Origin of the sequence: uncultured Kordia sp. (genome assembly GCF_947496985.1) — a bacterium.
Lineage (GTDB): Bacteria > Bacteroidota > Bacteroidia > Flavobacteriales > Flavobacteriaceae > Kordia.
Genome location: NZ_CANMEZ010000004.1, coordinates 481,818 through 502,188 on the forward strand (window position 1 = coordinate 481,818; position 20,371 = coordinate 502,188).

Annotated in this window: 5 protein-coding genes; all 5 read left to right on the forward strand. The window is 33.9% G+C overall.

Features of this window, described 5'->3' with window-relative positions:
* Nucleotides 1-84: 84 nt before the first annotated feature.
* A complete protein-coding gene (locus tag Q0828_RS13410) occupies nt 85-8,568 on the forward strand; it encodes a BspA family leucine-rich repeat surface protein (protein WP_298421759.1) in 8,484 nt (2,827 codons plus the stop codon).
* Nucleotides 8,569-8,725: 157 nt separating this feature from the next.
* Nucleotides 8,726-10,357: a tetratricopeptide repeat protein gene (locus Q0828_RS13415; RefSeq protein WP_298421762.1), complete on the forward strand. Its 1,632-nt coding sequence runs from the start codon at nt 8,726-8,728 to the stop codon at nt 10,355-10,357.
* A 123-nt stretch (nt 10,358-10,480) separates the two neighbouring features.
* Nucleotides 10,481-12,313, forward strand: coding sequence for a hypothetical protein (locus Q0828_RS13420; RefSeq protein WP_298421765.1), 1,833 nt, complete (start codon nt 10,481-10,483; stop codon nt 12,311-12,313).
* A gap of 291 nt (nt 12,314-12,604) precedes the next feature.
* Nucleotides 12,605-14,245, forward strand: a complete 1,641-nt coding sequence (locus tag Q0828_RS13425) for a tetratricopeptide repeat protein (protein WP_298421767.1) — start codon at nt 12,605-12,607, stop codon at nt 14,243-14,245.
* A gap of 104 nt (nt 14,246-14,349) precedes the next feature.
* Nucleotides 14,350-20,319 (forward strand): LamG-like jellyroll fold domain-containing protein, encoded by a 5,970-nt coding sequence (locus tag Q0828_RS13430; protein ID WP_298421770.1) that lies wholly within the window; start codon nt 14,350-14,352, stop codon nt 20,317-20,319.
* Nucleotides 20,320-20,371: the final 52 nt, after the last annotated feature.

Below are 20,371 nucleotides of genomic sequence, written 5' to 3' on the forward strand. Positions count from 1 at the left end.
AGGATTTGCTACCATTTGCTACCTTATAAAACAATGCTTTTTTGGGTTTTCAAACTAAGTTTGCAAAAAATAAAAATTGTTCTCATGCGAAACCTACTTTTAAGCGTATTCCTATTTTTTTGTGTGTCCCATATTGCATATTCTCAACATTTTGAGTTTTTTATTGAAACCACTACTCAAAATGAAACCTTCACCATACCTATTGATGGTTCTTTAACTTACAACTATAATGTTAATGTTGTTGTTCCTTTTAATCCTAATGCCACTGTTTCTTATACGAATGTTACAGGAGCCCTAACGCACACTTTTGGAAATGCAGGGTCTTATATTATTAGAATACTAGACGGAAGTTTGTTTCCAAGAATAATTTTTTCTAACAGTCCAGATAAATCGAAGATAACAATTATATCGCGTTGGGGAAATAACCCTTGGACAACTATGGAGTCTGCTTTTGAAGGCTGTGATAACTTAATCCTCGATGCTAGTGATACTCCAAACCTTAGTAATGTAACGTCTACTAATAAAATGTTTAAAGACGCTGATGCTCTTGTCGATAATAGAAATAAAATAGGGACATGGGATATGAGTAATGTGCAAGATATGGAGCAAATGTTTCGAAACTGTACTGTATTTAATGAAGATCTAAGTAATTGGGATACGAGTAATGTACAAATCCTTCATAGAATATTTCAAGGAGCCGCTCTTTTTAATCAAAATTTAGGGAATTGGGACATTAGTAATGTAACCGGGACAGATGCTATATTTGCACAAGCAGGTGTTTCAACAAGTAATTATGACCAAACTGTGACTGGATGGGGAACGCTAGATACAGGAGAAACACAAATTCCAAGTGGATTAAATATTAGGTTTGATAACAGTACGTATTGTGCATCGCAGGCAATAAGAACAACATTAGCGAACGCTCCCACGAATTGGAACTTTATAGATAGTGGTTTAAACTGTAATAATGTTTCTGATGATGGTCTTTTTATTACAACCTGGGAAACTACGACTGCTAATGAATCTATTACAATTCCTACTGCTGGACTAGGATATGGATATTATATAGACTGGGGAGATGGGCAAATAGACAATTCAGTTACAGGAAATATCTCGCATACATACACTAACGCTGGTACACATAGAGTAAGAATCGGTGGTTTATTCCCTAGAATCTATTTTAACGAGACAGGAGATAGATTAAAAATTAAAAGCATTGAACAATGGGGAACTATTGTTTGGCGAGATATGTTTAATGCGTTTGATGGATGTGAAAACCTGACGTACAATGCAACTGATGCCCCTAACTTATCAAATGTAACTGATTTATCGAGAATGTTTAGTAAATGTAAAAATTTCAATGCAACAAATTTGAATAACTGGGATTTAAGCTCTATTAGGTCTGTTACATTTATGTTTAACGAAGCTGAAAAATTTAATGGAGATATCTCCAATTGGGATGTAAGCAATATCATAGATTTTAGAAATATGTTTTCTTCGGCTCGTGATTTTAATAGAGATATTTCTGGATGGACAATTAATACGAGTGAGCCTGTAACCATGGAAGGAATGTTTGCTGGAGCAAGTGACTTTAATCAACCCATAGGAAATTGGAATATAGGCCAAGTGACAGATGTAGGTTTTATGTTCCAAGATGCACTAAATTTCAATCAAAGTTTAGCCAATTGGGATATTTCAAACCTAACAGATATGGATGGCATGCTTGACAATACAGGTTTATCCATAGATAATTATGATGCTACATTGATGGGTTGGGCAACTATAGAAAACGGAGAAGCTCAAATTCCTACGGGCATTACTTTTAGCGCGTTTGGACTCACGTATTGCCATGCATATAATGAAAAAAGTATTTTAGAAAACACACCAAACAATTGGATTATTACAGATGCAGGACCTGAATGTTCTGATGTAGCTTTTATCACCACTTGGGAAACCACTAGCGCGAATGAAAGTATCGAAATTCCTACCGATGGCAATGGATATAACTATGTAGTCAACTGGGGAGATGGAACTTTTGATACCAATATTACAGGAAATGCCACGCACACATACACAACCGCAGGAACGCATACGGTTGAAATTTTTGGAGATTTTCCAAGAATTTATTTTAATAATAGTGGAGATAAAGACAAAATCAAGTCCATAGATCAATGGGGAGCAATTGAATGGACTAGCATGAAGAGTGCTTTTAATGGCTGTTCTAATCTTGTTGTAAATAACGATGCTGGTGCTCCAGACCTTTCTAATGTTACCGTTTTGGCCAATATGTTCGAGAGTACAGCTATCAATACCCAAGGGTATTTAAATAGTTGGAATGTTGAAAACGTAACCGATTTCTATCGTATGTTTTTTGTCTGTCCTAATTTTAACCAACCGCTAGATAATTGGAATGTCTCGAATGCAACTACATTAAGAGGAATGTTTCATCATGCAATCAACTTCAATCAAGATATCACGGGTTGGAATGTAGGAAAATGTAGAAATTTTGCTCAAATGTTTTTGACTTCAGACAATCAGACACATCTTTTCAATCAAGATATTAGTGGTTGGAATGTAGGCGAATTTGTTTCCGATCTTCAAAATATCGAAATGTATCAGATGTTTAAAAACGCCAAAAACTTTGATTATAATTTAGGAAGTTGGGACATTTCTAATGTTACCAATATGGACAACATGCTTGATAATTCTGGATTATCTGTAGATAATTATGATGCTACGTTAATAGGTTGGGCTACTTTAGATGCGAGTGAAACTCAAATTCCTTCTAATATCAATGTAGGAGAAGTAGGTTTACAGTATTGTGCTTCTGTAGTGGAACGTACGAGTTTAAAAAATAGTAATAATTGGTCATTTTTAGATGCAACTTTAGCTTGTCCCGAGGAAGACAAATTTATTATGGTATGGAAGACAACATCTAATAATGAGAGCATTAGATTTCAGTTTACGGGGGCTACGGGTAATAATAATAGTTATACTGTAGATTGGGGTGACGGCACTGTAGATAACGATGTTTCTGGAAATAGAGAACATACCTATGCGCAAGCAGGAACTTACGAGGTGAAACTATCGGGGGAATTTAGATTTAGATACAATAACTTGTCTGCCGCTACCTCAACAAGATTAAAACTTTATGAAATTAGACAATGGGGAGCCAATGAATGGACGAGTACTGCCCAAGCCTTTTACGGATGTGAAAATTTGAAAATCACAGCGACTGATGTGCCAGACTTAAGTTTGGTAAGTAATATGGAAGATATGTTCCGAAATTGCACTAACCTAAAAGATTTAGGTGGCAAAATGGGATCTTGGGATGTAAGTACTGTAGATAATTTTTCTTCGATGTTCCAAGGAGCAAATAACTTCAATACAAATTTAGGAAATTGGAATCTTAGCAATGCTATGGACATGAGTAGTATGTTAAATGGTTCAGGGCTTTCAAGCGGTTCGTATGATTTAACTTTAGTAGGTTGGAGAAACAATCCAAATACACCTTCAAATATCAATTTAGGAGCTTCTGGGTTAACGTATTGCAATGCTGTAAGCGAACATGATTATTTAGATAACGATTTAAACTGGTCATTGAGTGATGCTGGTCTTAATTGCCCTACAGACGAGCCTTTTATCACCAAATGGGAAACTACTACAACCAATGAAACGATATCCATTCCTATAGAAACAAACATCCTAAATCCAATAATTTATAATTACTATGTAGATTGGGGAGATGGTTCGCCAATAACATTTGAAACAGGTGAAGCAACACATGCGTATGTCAACGCAGGAATATATGATGTAAAAATTACGGGAGAATTCCCTCAAATACGCTTTGATAATGCTACTACAAGTAATAGAAATAAAATTTTATCTATTGAACAATGGGGAACGATTCAATGGAGAAATTTCGCAAGAGCTTTTAGAGGTTGTTCTAATATTGTGATGAATGCTACCGACATTCCAGATTTAAGCAGCGTAACAAGTATGTTGTATATGTTTGAAGGAACAAGTGCTTTGGTTGATAATGGTGGACGCATCAATGACTGGGACACAAGTACTATAACCCAAACAGGATATATGTTCCAAAACTCTGCGTTCAATGAAAGCATCAATAATTGGGATGTAAGTAATGTTACATTTATGGGCTTTATGTTTAGAAATAATGCAAACTTTAATCAACCATTAAACAATTGGGAATTATCAGATAATGTAAGCTTATTTGAAGCATTCAAGAATGCTAGTGCGTTTAATCAAGATCTAGGAAGTTGGGATATTAGTGGAGTGAATAGTATGGGAGGTATGCTAGACAATACAGCCATGTCTATGGAAAATTATGACAATACCTTAATTGGCTGGGCAACGCTAGATGCTGGCGAAACGCAAATACCTTCTGGATTAGAATTAGGAGCTGTAGGTCTTACGTATTGTAATAGTGAAACCGAAAGAGCGCTTTTAACAGGGACTTCCTATATTTGGATAATCACGGATGCAGGAAAAGACTGTGATGCTATTTCATTTATTACCACATGGGAAACCACAACTGCCAATGAAACCATTACGATTCCTACGTTTTCGGGAGATCCGTATGATTACATTGTAGATTGGGGCGATAATACAGCGGATACCAGTGAAACAGGAGATGCAACACATTCCTACGCAACTCCAGGAATTCACACAATAAAAATTAGAGGAACGTTTCCAAGAATATTTTTTGATGATGCAGCCGCAGATAAAGACAAAATCTTAACAATTGAACAATGGGGACCAAATCAATGGACAACCATGAGTCGTGCCTTTATGGGATGTACAAACTTAGTCCTAAATGCAGATGATAGTCCAGACCTTAGCAGAGGCGGAACTTCTACAATACGATTACAACAAATGTTTACCAACGCCAGTAATTTGGTTGATTTAAAAGATCAAATTGGAAATTGGGATGTAAGCAACGTGGTCAATATGTGGGCAACTTTTGGCAACTGTACTTTATTTAATGAAGACATAAGTGGTTGGAATATTTCTGGTGCTACTAGCCTACTTCAAATGTTTGTAAACAATCCAAATTTCAACCAAGATTTGAGTGGATGGAATACAAGTAACGTTCAAAATTTTTCTGCAATGTTTGCGGGAGCAGCTGCTTTTAATCAGAATATTAGTGGTTGGAATACCAGCAACGCAACGAATATGAACGCTATGTTTATAGATGCAACTTCCTTTAACCAAGACATTAGTGGTTGGAATGTTTCTTCTGTAGCACGAATGGACAAAATGTTTCAAAACGCTACCGCATTCAATCAAGATATCAGTGGTTGGAATGTTTCTTCTGTACAGCGAATGGACAGAATGTTTCAAAATGCCACAGCTTTCAATCAAGATTTGAGTAATTGGGACATCAGCAGTTTAGGAAGTAGTGTGACGTTTACAGAAAGTGCAGAATTTATGTTTTTTGATGCTACGGCATTCAGTACTGAAAATTATGATGCATTGCTTTTAGGTTGGTCTATGGATAGTAGTGGCAATGCTACGGATGGAGACGACGATATTCCTTCTAATATAATATTTGAAGGTCCGCCAACAAACTATTGCCCGGGAGCAGCAGGAATAGAAATTTTAATCGATACACCTTATAATTGGACAATCAACGGCGGAACAGAAGATTGTGAAAGCGTTTCTTTTATCACTACATGGCAAGTAGGTGCTAATGAAACCATAGTAATTCCTACGTTTCCTGGAGCTGCCTACGATTATAGAGTAGATTGGGGAGATGGAACGATAGATACCAATCAAACAGGCGATGCTACGCATACCTATACCAATGCAGCTATATATACAGTAAGTATCAGTGGAACATTTTCAAGAATTTATTTTAATAATGACCTTTTAGTAGACAATGTAACGCCTCGTTCAAACGGATCAAAAGACAAGTTGTTAACGATTGAACAATGGGGACCAAACCAATGGACAATCATGCACCGCGCTTTTCAAGGTTGTAGCAATCTAGTATTAAATGCAGATGATACGCCAGATTTTAGTGGAGTCACAACTATGGGCATTCACCAAATGTTTCAAGGCGCTACCAATTTTGAAGATTTAAAAAATCAAATAGGAAATTGGAATGTAAGCAATGTTGTCAATATGTATGCAACCTTTGGAGGATGTGAAGTATTTAATGAAGATATAAGCGGCTGGAATGTTGCTAACGTGAGTAATTTTCTTCAAACATTCGTTGGCGCACTTCGATTTAATCAAAATATTAGTGGTTGGAATACCAGCAGTGCAATTACAATGTCGACCATGTTCGCCAATACGGAGGATTTTGACCAAGACATCAGTGGTTGGAATGTGTCTTCTGTAGAACAAATGCAATACATGTTTGCCAATACAACGACCTTCAATCAAGATATAAGCACTTGGGATGTATCTGCTGTACAACGAATGAACAACATGTTTCAAAACGCAGCAGCATTTAATCAAGATTTAAGTAATTGGGATATTAGTAGTTTAGGAACTAGTGTAACGTTTACGGAAACCGCTGAAAATATGTTTCAAAATGCAACGGCATTCACTTCAGAAAACTATAACGCATTGCTGATTGGTTGGGCAACGGATAGTAGTGGGAATGCAACTGATGGAGACGACGATATTCCGTCTGATATCATCTTTGCCGCAGCACCAGAATATTGTTTAGGTCTGAGTGCAAGGAACATACTTACCAGCACTGCGTACAATTGGGCAATTACGGATGGCGGACAAAATTGTGATTTTGCGAATGCTTTTATCTCTACTTGGGAAACCACCACAGCGAATGAAAATATCACGATTCCAACCACAGGGTCAGGATATAATTATGTCGTAGATTGGGGAGATGGAATTATTGAATCTGGATTTACAGGAAGTGCAACACATGTTTATACAACAGCCGGGATCTACACAATAAGCGTAATCGGAGACTTTCCAAGAATCTATTTTAACGGTTCTGGAGATAAAGACAAAATAAAATCTATTGAACAATGGGGAGCACAAGAATGGACTTCTATGAAAGAAGCTTTTCGCGGTTGTCAATTTATGGCAATCAATGCAACAGATAGTCCTAACTTGAGCCAAGCGACCGATTTGTCTAGAATGTTTGTGATTTGCAAACAAATCGAAACCGCAGATCTTTCCAATTGGGATACGTCTACCATTACAAATATGTCGGCGATGTTTAACCTTTCTCGTTTTAACGGAAATGTTTCAACTTGGGACGTAGGGAATGTAACCAATTTTAAAGGAATGTTTAAGAGTGCAACACGTTTTAATCAGGATATTTCACAATGGAATATTGGTGAATTTGTAACTGGTTTTATTGATATGTCTGAGATGTTTCAATCTGCGCTTAATTTTAATCAATCCCTAAACACTTGGGATGTTAGTAAAGCTGATCGAATGCATTTTATGTTTGATAGAGCATTAAGATATAATCAACCTATGAACAATTGGGATGTATCTAATGTTATCTTTATGAATGAAATGTTTGATGGTGCGCGTGATTTTAATCAGGATTTATCTTCGTGGGATATTAGCACTGTAGATACCTTTGTAAATTTCTTAACAGGCTCAGCAATGTCTCAACAAAATTATGACAATACTTTAATTGGTTGGGCTACTATTGATGCTGGAGAAACGGGCCTACAAACAAACGTAAGATTCGATGCGGATGCTACCTATTGTTTAGCATTTGATGCCAGAGAAGCACTAACATCAGCGCCATACAATTGGGATATTACGGATGGTGGACAATCTTGTGGAATCTTTCTTGCAGCAAAAGTGTATTTACAAGGAGCTGCTATAAATCCAAATACAGGAGAAGAAAACCTCATGAGAGACGATTTACGTATGGCAAGTTTACTACCAACCACTTCACCATATGCAGACGGATTAACCTGTGATGCAAGTGTTTTTAATACTACTGGCGCAAATGCTATTGTAGATTGGATTTGGGTAGAATTGAGAGACGCAACTGATAATACTAACATTTTATATAGTACTTCTGCCCTACTACAACGTGATGGAGATATTGTAGCTACAGACGGCGTTTCTGTAGTATCTTTCAATGCTGGTATAAATAACTATTTTATAGCTATAAAACACCGTAATCATTTAGGAATCATGACAGCTACAGCGATATTGATCAATACAACGTCTGTTGATTTTACAAATGCAAGTAGTCAAATTACGTTTGGTAGCAATGCACAAACGACTTCAGCCATGCAGTCAGGATTTGTAGCTATGTGGTCAGGAAATGCAAATGAAGATACTGTTGTACAATATTCTGGAACAACTCCTGATACGCCTTCTGTATTATCGGAAATACTAAATGATCCTGGAAACTTCTTAAACTTTCCAACCTATGCTGTTAGCGGATATAATGCAAACGATGTAAATATGGATGGAAACACACAATATTCTGGAACAAGCCCTGATACACCGCTCATTTTACAAAACATATTAGCGCATCCTGGAAATTTTCTAAACTTTAGTACGTATCAAATTACAGAACAATTACCTGAAAATTAAAAAACAGAAAGCCGCTTGAGAAATTAAGCGGCTTTAATTAAAACGCAAATAATCATTGCGTATTATGACCAATCTTGATTGTTCAATACAAGATTCATCATCGTAATTCAATAAAATCATAGAAAGAATTATTCTCTAATTATTAACTTTGTTAGTGATGAAATACTTTCCTATTCTTTTATTACTATTAATTACTACAGTTTCTTTTTCGCAAGAATCTGCAAATACCCAAACTGATCTTGAGGAACAGTTAAAAAAAGCTGTTTCTAATATAGAAAAAATCAATGCACTGTTGGCGTTGGCTGAATATGAATTGGATCACAATTTTTCTAAAGCAAAAACCTTAATTTACGATGCCAAAATACTAGTTTCAGAAAACGAATCGAAACTAGGACACACATATATCGGACTAGTTGAAGTACAATTAGGTGTATTAAAACGTAGATTGGGAAAACATGAAGAAGCACTCGCCCACTATTTAACAGCTTTACAGTCTTTCGAAATAAAAAAAGATGTTAAAAATATAGCGGATATATATCATAATATAGGAATGGTATATCGACATCAGCGTAACTATTCAAAATCTATCAACTACTTTAAAAAAGCAATCAAACTAAACGATTCTTTAAACAATGTATTAGGTGTAGCTAATGCCAAAAACATGATTGCCAATTCATACTATAAAGTCAAAAAAACTGCGGCTGCACTTCAAAGTTATACGGAAGCCCAGCAGATTTTTAAAATGTACGGAACTGAAGATCAAATACAAGAAATAAACGATAATTTAGTTAGCTTTTACAGAAATCAAGGTAAGTATAACAAGGCTTTGGCATTGAGTTTATCCAATATAAACTATTCAAAATCAAAAGGAAAAAAATTAGCGTTAACCGTTAACTATTATGCAACAGCATTAGTTTATGACAAATTAAAAGAATATAGAATAGCAGGGAAATATGTAGATTCTTCACTAAAACTTGCAAAAAAAGAAGGGTTTGTACATAAAATAGCCAGTGGATATAAAAAACGAAGCCAACTATGGTATAAATTAGAAAATTTCAAAGCTGCATATCGAGATTATAAGCGGTACAAAAAATATGCTGATTCGTTATTCAACAATCAAACTTCTCAGAATATTCAAGCTTTAGAAATGAATTATAATTTTGAAAAAGAAAGGCAAAAAAAAGAGTTACTTACAAAAGCCGAAACTACCAAAAAATGGTTATTCTTAACATTATTTATAGTCACGCTAATAGCAGGAATCTTACTTGTTATTTTATATCGAAAAAACTATAAAAACCGTATGCAATTAATTCAGGAACGTTTTAAAAATGAAAAACTATCCTTAGAACACCAAATACAACAAAAGGAAGCAGATGTTAAAACCTTAATTGCAGATAACTCTATGCGATTAACGTATAAAAAAGAATTGTTAAAACAAGTCAAATCTGTAACAACATCTAATGTAAAAGATCTAAAAAAATCACTTCACGATTTTATGATAGCATTGCGATTACAAATTGAAACTGAAGGCAAACTCACAAACTTACAGGAAAAAATAACGTCTGTAAACAAAGAGTTTGAACATACACTAAAAACAAAATTTCCTGAACTGACAAAAGGAGAACGTGAAGTTGCTGCATTACTTCGACTCAATCTTTCCATAAAAGAAATCATGACGATTAGAAATGTTACAGAAGATTCTGTAAAATCTATGCGTAGAAGAATTCGAATAAAAATGGAAATTCCAAAAGAAAAACCTATTGAACATTTTATTCAACAATTGATATAATACTTTTTAAAAAATGTTAAAAATAGCTTTAATGGACTGTAAATATTGAAATGACACGATTTGACACCTTACATTTTATTTAGTTTCTCATGGTAGTAATATTATTGTGTAAAAACAATCTCCATGAAACTAAACCTGACCATTATCTTACTTTTTTTTGCTTCAATTAGTAACGCCCAATTACAAGTTACTCAATGCGCGCCTGATAGTTCTTTAGCTTCAGACTCCAATTGTCAAGTAAGCATTCCTGACTATACAAATTTGGTCATCATTGAAGATATTATGATGCCAAGCGGAGCTGTTCCTGTAATGCAAAGTCCAGCGCCAGGAACTATAATAAACACAGAAACAACTGTAGTAACGTTTAGCGTTACTGATGCATTTGGAGGTTCAGCAAGTTGTGAAATGATATTTACGATGATTTTAGACCCTATGGCTTGTCTTACCTATATTCCTGATGATAATTTTGAACAAGCTCTAATTGATTTAAACTATGACACAGGAACTTTAGACAATTTTGTACCAACAGCTAATATCAATACAATTACTAATTTAAATATAGGAAATAAAGGAATTGTTGATCCAACTGGAATTGAAGATTTTATAGCATTAGAATCATTACAAGTTAATGACAATAACATTACAACTATTGATCTAACGAACTTAGTAAACCTAATATCCTTTAGAGCTACAAGAAATAACATAACAACACTTGATTTAAACAATCAACCAAACTTAGAATTTGTAATTGTAGATAGTAATGAACTCTCTGCGTTAACTATAAATTCTACGGTTCTAAAGACGTATCAAATTACTGGAAATAATTTTACAACTATTGACTTAAGTGTATTTCCATTATTACGCCGAGTATTTTGTGCAAATAATGATATTACTAGTATAGATTTTAGTGCGAATCCAGATCTTGAAACTATAGAGTGTCAACAAAATATGATCAGTGCTATTGATATAACAGCAAACCCTGCTGTTGTTAGTTTATTAGCAAATAATAATGAGTTAGAATCCTTAAACGTGAAAAATGGAAATAATACAATATTGACAAATTTTAAAACAACCAATAATGTAAATCTTACTTGTGTTTTAGTTGATGATGTTACATATTCTGAGGTCAATTGGGAAAACATTGACATTCAAACAACTTTTAATGAAACCACTTGTGAAACCATCGTTTTAAAACCAAAAGTATACTTACAAGGTGCCGCTTTACATCCAAATTTGGGAGAAGAAATCTTAATGCGAGACGATTTACGCAGTAACAGCTACATTCCGACAACAAGTCCATACGAAGACGCGCTTACTGTAGATAGTTCGGTACTAAATAGTACAGGAACAAACGCCATTGTTGATTGGGTTTGTGTAGAATTGCGTGATGCTACTGACAATACAATAATAATAGATTCACAATCAGCATTACTACTACGTGATGGTGATGTGGTAACTATAGATGGCGTTTCTGAGTTAAGTTTTTATCAACCAATGAATGATTATCATATAGCTATAAAACATCGAAATCACTTAGGAATCATAACATCCAATGCAATTACTTTATCTTCTGTGGCTACTTCCATAGATTTTACAGATGCTAGCAACCAAATTACGTTTGGAAGTAATGCACAAACAATCTTTGGAATGTTTTCTGGAATCGTAGCGATGTGGTCTGGAAACGCAAATAATGATACGGTTATTCAATACTCAGGAACAAGTCCGGATACGCCAAATATTCTTTCAGAAGTACTCAATGATACTGGAAACTTCTTAAACTTTCCAACCTATGCCGTGAGCGGATATAATACTAATGACATGAACATGGATGGAAACACGCAATACTCTGGAACAACGCCTGATACGCCTTTCATTTTACAAAATGTATTGGCACATCCTGGGAACTTTCTGAACTTTAGCACGTATCAAATTATGGAACAATTACCAGAGAACTAACAAATATTGAATTTTTAAAATTCATATAATATATTTATCAAATAAGGCTGTCTAAAAAAATAGATTTTCGTCAAACCGAACTTGATTCGGTTTCTCATAATGATTGAATATCAATACAATGAGATTCTGAATCAAGTTTAGAATGACGTTTTTTTAATACTTTTCAGACAGCCTCATTCTTTATCTAAAAAGCATATAATTGTTACTTTTCTTAGTAATACACTTCTTTTAAATAGTAAGATATATAACTATTTTAATAAAAATTATAGATGAATTAGTAAATTTGATATAATGAAATATCAACTCTTCTTTCTGTGTTTCCTAATATCAATTATTTGTTTTTCACAAGAAACAAATAAAGAACTCATTCAACTGGAAGAAAATCTCAACAATGCTGCAACAAATACTGAAAAAATTCAAGCCTTACTAAACTTAGGCGAATACGAGTTGGATCATAATTTTGGCAAAGCCGAATTTATACTTCAAGAAGCATTTCAACTTACACAAAATGATCAAAATATTGCTCCAAAATATACCGCATTAGTCGCTGTGCAATTAGGTGTTTTACACCGTAGAAAAGGACAACATGCAATAGCAATCAAACAGTATTTGCAAGCACTCGCCTATTTTGAACAGGTAAAAGATTCTGCCAATATTGCGGATGTGTATCATAATATTGGCGTATTACACAAATTTCAAAGAGATTATAAAGCATCTTTTGAATATTTAGAAAAAGCAAAAAAAATACACGTAAAACTTTCTAACACACAAGGAGTTGCCAATGCAATGTTAATGATAGGAAGTAATTATAAAGCACTTAAAAAAAGTGATTCTTCTAAATTGTTTTATACTAGCGCTAAAAAATTATATCTCGCCATAAATGATCATAAAAGCATTGAAAAAGTAAATAATTACTTGGCATCTTTGTATATAAAAACTGGAAAGGATTCGCTGGCACTTCATTTGAATCATGAAAATATAGCACGTTCTAAAAAGAATAATGAGAAGCTATCACTCGTTACCAATTATTTGAGTATTTCAAACATTTATTACAAACAAAAAGAATACAGAATCGCAGGAAAGTATGTAGATTCTGCAATCAGGCTTTCTAAAAAAGAAGGATTTAGACAAAAATTAGCTTCTGCTTACAGTAAAAAGAGTCGATTATGGTATCGATTGGAGAATTATAAATCGGCATACTTATCGCATCGCAAGTACAAAAAATATGCGGATTCACTTTTCAATATTGAGAATACAAAAAAACTTCAAGAATTGGAATTGCAGTATCAGTTTGAAAAAGAACGTCAAGAAATATCACAAAAAACGGCTGCAGAAGCAACGCAAAAATGGTTGTATTTTATATTGTTTTTGTTGACACTCGTAAGTGCAATTCTGGCTAGTATATTAGTGCGGCGAAATTTTAAAAACCGTGCAAAAATCGCGAATGATAAATTAGTGTCTGAACAAGCACAAAAACTAGCGTTGAACGAAAAAGTAAAAGTGAATGAAGAAGAAACAAAACGCTTGATTGCTGATAATTCTATGCGATTGGAGTTTAAACAAGAACTCTTAGACCAACTCAAGAGTGAAACTAGCAACGTGAAATCTTTGGAAGAAATGAAGCAAACCATGAATTCATTGATTTCAAAATTGCAATTACAAATTACTACTGAAAAAAAATTCTCTTCCATTCAAGGTAAAATTGAAGAAGTGAATAAAGGTTTTGATAAGAAGCTTCGAGAACACTATCCAAAGTTGACCAAAACCGATCGGGAAATATGCGCATTGATGCGTTTAAATTTATCCATAAAAGAAATTTCCACCATTAGAAATTCATCCATCGATGCTGTAAAAACAGCACGGTATCGTATCCGAAAAAAGATGAATTTAATAGCTGGACAAGAATTAGAATATATCATTCAAAGCCTTTAAATACTAGGCTGTCACTTTTTGTTACCAAAAATCATAGCACATTATAAGTACTAATTTAGCGGCATTGTTACTTTTGTTTCTCACTGATATTTATACAAAAGACAATGAAAAAACACCTACACTTATTTTTCTTTATTTTTAGTAGTTTTTTAGCAGCACAAACCACCTTTGTTCCTGATGATAATTTTGAAGCATTTCTGGAAGCCAATGGCGCTGGAAATGGTATTGCAAATGATAATCTTGCGAGTACTATTGGAATGCAAGGACTTCCATTTTTGAACATTCAAAACCAAAATATTGCCGATTTAACAGGTATTGAAGTCATAACGAATCTGTTTACCATTATTGCAAATGGAAATACATTCACCACGTTAGATGTAAGCAATAATCCAAACCTGAATACAATTATTGCAAACAACAATCCTAATTTAACAACTTTTGTTACTACGGCAGGAAACAATATACGAACCTTGAATCTTAGCAATAGTGGACTCACGCAATTAGACACGAGTCTGTTATTAAATATAGAAACACTCGATATAAGTAATAATATGATTACTTCGCTAGATTTGATAAGTAATGGAATGCTTGACAATGTATATGTACAAAACAATGCACTTACGTTTCTAAATGTTGCTAATGGAGCTAACGGAGATATACAAGATTTCAATGCTGCTGGAAATGCAGGTCTTACGTGTATCAATGTAGACAATGCGAATGCGGGTTATTTATCTTTTTGGAATATAGATACGACAGCTAGTTTTGGCGAACATTGTTATGATACCACGGTTCCTGATGACAATTTTGAAAACTACCTAGAAACACATGATGATAACGGAAATATGGTTCCTTTAGGATCTAATAGAAGTATGGGAAATGGGATTGCGAATGACGATCATGTCCGAACTTCGAGAATTAGTGGTGTTACGTCTTTGAATATTTCTTCAAGTATGATTGCTGATATTACAGGAATTGAAGACTTTACTTCCTTAGAAATTTTAGATTTTTCAATGAATGGTGTCGGTAATTTTGATCTTTCAAATAATAATACACTAAAAGAATTGTATTGCGCCTCTAACGGAATGAGTAGTATTAATATAGTAGCAAATACCAATCTGGAAATACTAGACTGTTCTGACAATAACAACACAACAATTGATGTCAGTACGAATGTCAATTTAAAAGAACTGAATGCTGCTAACAATGGAACCACAAATTTAGTCTTAGGAAGTATCAGTTCTTTAGAAAAATTGAACTTAGCAAATAACAATGTTCCAACAATCGATTTTAGTAATTTATCAAACTTGACCGATTTAGACTGCGACAATAATTTTGATTTTAATGCTTCTGACTTTAGCCTGTTAACTAATTTAGTAAATTTGAATGTGGACCAAACGAGTCTTACTAGTATTAACCTTTCTAGTAATACATTGTTGGAAACCTTATCTATTAACTTTTTAGGTGGTTTAACTTTAGATTTATCCAATAACGTTGCTTTGACTTCATTATCTGCACAGACAAGTGATATAACGAGCTTAAACATACAAAACGGAAACAATGCCAATATGACTTTTTTTGATGCGCGATTTAATGAATTCAGTTGCATACAAGTTGATGACCCTACTGCAAGTTATTTAAGTACATGGCTAAAAGATAATTTTGTCTCTTTTGGTTCTAATTGTAGTATGACAAGCATTCCTGATATTGATTTTGAGTATCATCTTGAAAACCATGATGCCAATGGAAATCTCGTTGCTGTAGGAAGTCTAAACAGTATGGGAAATGGAATTTTGGATGATGGTTTGGTATTAACCTCACGAATTACAGATGTTACTTATTTAGATATTTCTGGAAATAGTATCAATCAATTGAATGGTTTGGAAGCTTTTACAGCGTTAGAAATATTAATTTGTTCAGATAATAACTTTAATAGTTTCAATTTTTCACAATTACCACTTTTACGTGAGTTAACAATGAGTGACTTAACATTTCCTATACTTAATTTGTCTAGTAATTTAAATCTGGAAAAATTGATCTATAACAATGCCAATAGTACTTCCTTAAACCTAGGAAATAATACTATTATCACAGAATTAAACATAGGAAACAACAACATTGGGTCATTTGATTTTGCACCATATACAACCCTAGAAATTTTAAACTTATCAGGTAACATAGGACTATTTGAATCGACTTTCACTACACTTTCCAATTTAAAAGAACTAAACGTAAATGGAGTTGGTATACTTAGCCTAAATCTTTCAAATAATTTATTACTAGAATCTCTTGCTTTAGATGAAGCCCTAGGTTTTAATTTAGACCTTTCTTCCAATACAGCTTTGACAAGCATATCCGCTCGTAATGCAGAATTGTCAGGAATCAACATACAAAATGGTAATAATGCTAATATTACATATTTTGATGCAGAACAAAATAGTGCAACTATGAACTGTATTCAGGTTGATGATCCAAATGCTTCATACTTGAACACTTGGGATGTAGATAGTAATGTGATTTTTACCTTAGATTGTAGTCTGACAAATATTCCTAACGCTAATTTTGAAAACTATTTGGAAACCCATGATGCTGATGGAGATTCTGTTGCTGTAGGCGATCCAATGAGTTTAGGAAATGGAATTGCGAATGATAATAAGGTGTTTACCTATAGAGTTGCTTCTGTCACAAATTTAGATATTAGCAATCTAGCTATTGGGCAGTTTATTGGAATTGAAGACTTTATTGCGTTAGAACATTTGGATTGTAATGGCAATTCAGGAGGTAATTTAGATTTAAGTAATGCCGTAAACTTACTAACACTAGATTGCTCAGGAAACGATTTGGAGGCAGCAGATTTTTCGAATAACACACAACTTACCACTTTAGATTGTAGTTCTAGTACTATAGGTCCTTTAGATTTGGGTTCCAATACGAATTTGGTTAATCTAGATATCAGTGATAATCCTTTCATAGCATCTCGCTTTGATGTAAGTGGATTACCTAATTTAGAAATACTAAATGCTAGCAACATTGGTCTTACTTCAATAGATTTTAGTGTAAATACGAATCTGAAAACATTGAATATTTCTGATAATAGCAGTTTGGTCAATTTAAATGTGTCTAATAATCTCTTACTTGAATCTTTACAAGTTGATAGTGCTTCTGGTTTTGCTCTAGATTTATCAAACAATATTGCACTAACATCTTTTTCAGCAAACAATAGTGATCTGTCCAGTCTAAATATGAAAAATGGAAATAATGCTAATGTCACGTATTTTGATGCGCGTATTAATGTATTTAACTGTATTCAGGTTGATGATCCAACTGCTGCTTATTTGAGTACTTGGCAGAAAGATGCTAGTACCTTTTTCAGTTCAGATTGTCGACAAACCTTCGTTCCTGGTGATAATTTTGAAAACTATTTAGAAACGCATGATGCTTCTGGAAATACTGTGGCTGTTGGTGATGCTACGAGTATGGGTAATGGTATAGCGAATGATGATTATGTAAGTACAGCCGCCATAGAAACCGTAACGAGTTTGAGTTTGTTCAGTGAAAATGTAGCTGATATAACAGGAATTCAAGATTTTACAGCCTTGACAAGTTTTGTTTCGTATGAAAACGATTTTACAACGCTAGATGTAAGTGCAAATACAAATTTAGAATCTTTAAATTGTTCATTAACACCTATTAATTCACTTATCATAGGTAACAATACAAATTTGACGAATTTAAGTGTATTCAATACTGCTTTAGCGAATTTAGATATCAATCAATGCCCGAATTTGGAAGTACTATCATGCTCTCTTACTCCTATTTCAAATTTAGATATAACTGCTAATACAAAACTAAAACAAATATTTGCAGATGAAACTTCTAATTTAATGAGTATTGATATTTCTGGACTTATAGATTTAACAGAACTCCGACTAGACAATTCTGGAATAACAAACTTAGAAGTAACTACTAATACAGCCTTGGAAGAATTACGCATTCAAAATGTGAATATTGATACAATTGATCTTTCAAACAATACTGCTTTAAAAGAATTATACGCTTCAAATGCTAGTTTGACAGCATTAAATGTATCAAACAACACACTATTAGAGTTTTTAGGAATAAGTGACAATGCTATCAGCATTCTTGATTTTTCTCAAAATACAGCACTGACGAATGTTTTTATTCAAAATAATAGCTTGACCTATCTAAATCTTAAAAATGGTGCTAATATGAGTATTACTAGCATAAACATTACTGGAAATCCAAACCTAACTTGTGTATTGGTAGATAATGATACCTATGCAAATACTTATTTTACCAACAAAGATGGACAAACGATTTACAATGAAGATTCTTGTGGGCAAACCTTGGAATGTCCTGCTGATGTAACTGTAGAAGAAAATGGATCCTGTGAAGGTGTCATCAATGCTCCTACTCCAAAGGTATATGGAGATGGACTTACTGCTGGTAACGCTTTGAATTTTGATGGCGTTGATGACCGATTGACTGTTTCTAGTGGTTTTACAAGTGATTTGAGTGAAGTTACTATAGAAACTAAAGTATATTTTGATAACATAGATAATTGGGATGCCTTATTAAACTATACAAATTGGGCATCTGGATATTTACATTTCCAATTAAATACTGGAGGAAATTTAGGCTGGTCTGTAAATGGAAATTCGCCAACAGATCATTATGTAGATTTAGGATTACAGACGCATACATGGTATAATTTAGCGGTTTCCTATTCTGCTACTGATAAAGTAGTTCGTTTTTACTTAAATGGTATATTGCAAGCTGAGCGTACTTATACAACTGCACTTCCATTAGTTGCTAACAGACAATTTATTATTGGCGCATGGAATTCTAACCGATTTTTAGATGGTAATATTGATGATTTCCGCATTTGGAATACAATACGAACAGAACAAGAAATACAAGAAACCTTAGACATTCCGCTTTCTGGAAATGAAGCTGGTTTAATTGCGTATTACAACTTTAACGAAGGGCAAGCATGCGCTGATAATTCAAGTATTACAACAGCCAACGATCTAACTGGTAATTACAATGCTTCACTCAATAATTTTGACCTTTCTGGCTTAACCATAGATTGTAGTTCAAACTTTACACTAGGTACAATTCAGGAGTATCTACTCGTAAATAATTACAACAATGCAAGTATCCTAAACGAAACGTTTCCTGTTGGCACAACGAATGTAACTTGGACTTTTACAGATGCGCAAAATCAAACAAGTCAATGCATGCAAACCATTACTGTAGAAGACTCAGACGGAAGTTGTAATGAAGTTACTTTGAGTCCTAAAATATTTTTACAAGGTGCATTACTCAATCCAAATACGGGAGAAGAAAACTGGATGCGTGACGATCTTCGTAACGCAGGACTCATACCTACAATTTCTCCGTATGATATATCGGAAGTAAATGGAGTATTATTCATGCTATCAGGTCAAGATGCAATTGTAGATTGGGTACAACTAGAGTTGAGAGATGCAACTAATAACAATATAGTCACTGCTGAAACTAGCGCATTACTACAACGAGATGGTGATGTAGTTGGCTTAGATGGAGTTTCTCCCGTTACAATTTCTATAAGTCATGACAATTATTATATCGCAATTAAGCATAGAAATCACTTGGGAATCATGTCTGCAAATACAATCGCTTTATCAGATGTTACTACTTCCGTAGATTTTACAAACGGAAACAACCAAATTACGTTTGGAAGTAATGCACAAACTACTTTTGGAATGCCAAATGGAATAGTTGCTATGTGGACAGGAAACGCAAATGAAGATACGATTGTACAATATTCAGGAACAAGTCCGGATACACCAAACATTCTATCTGAAGTATTAAATGATGCTGGAAACTTTTTAAACTTCCCAACATTTGCTGTGAATGGGTACAATACTAATGATGTTGATATGAATGGAAGTACTCAGTATTCTGGGATAAATCCGGATACGCCACTCATCTTACAAAATGTATTAGCGCATCCTGGAAACTTTTTAAACTTTAGTACCTATCAAATTATAGAGCAATTACCAGAGAATTAACAGTCATAATAAAGAGGCTATCTAACAAGTTTTTAAAAGGCGTCATTCTGAA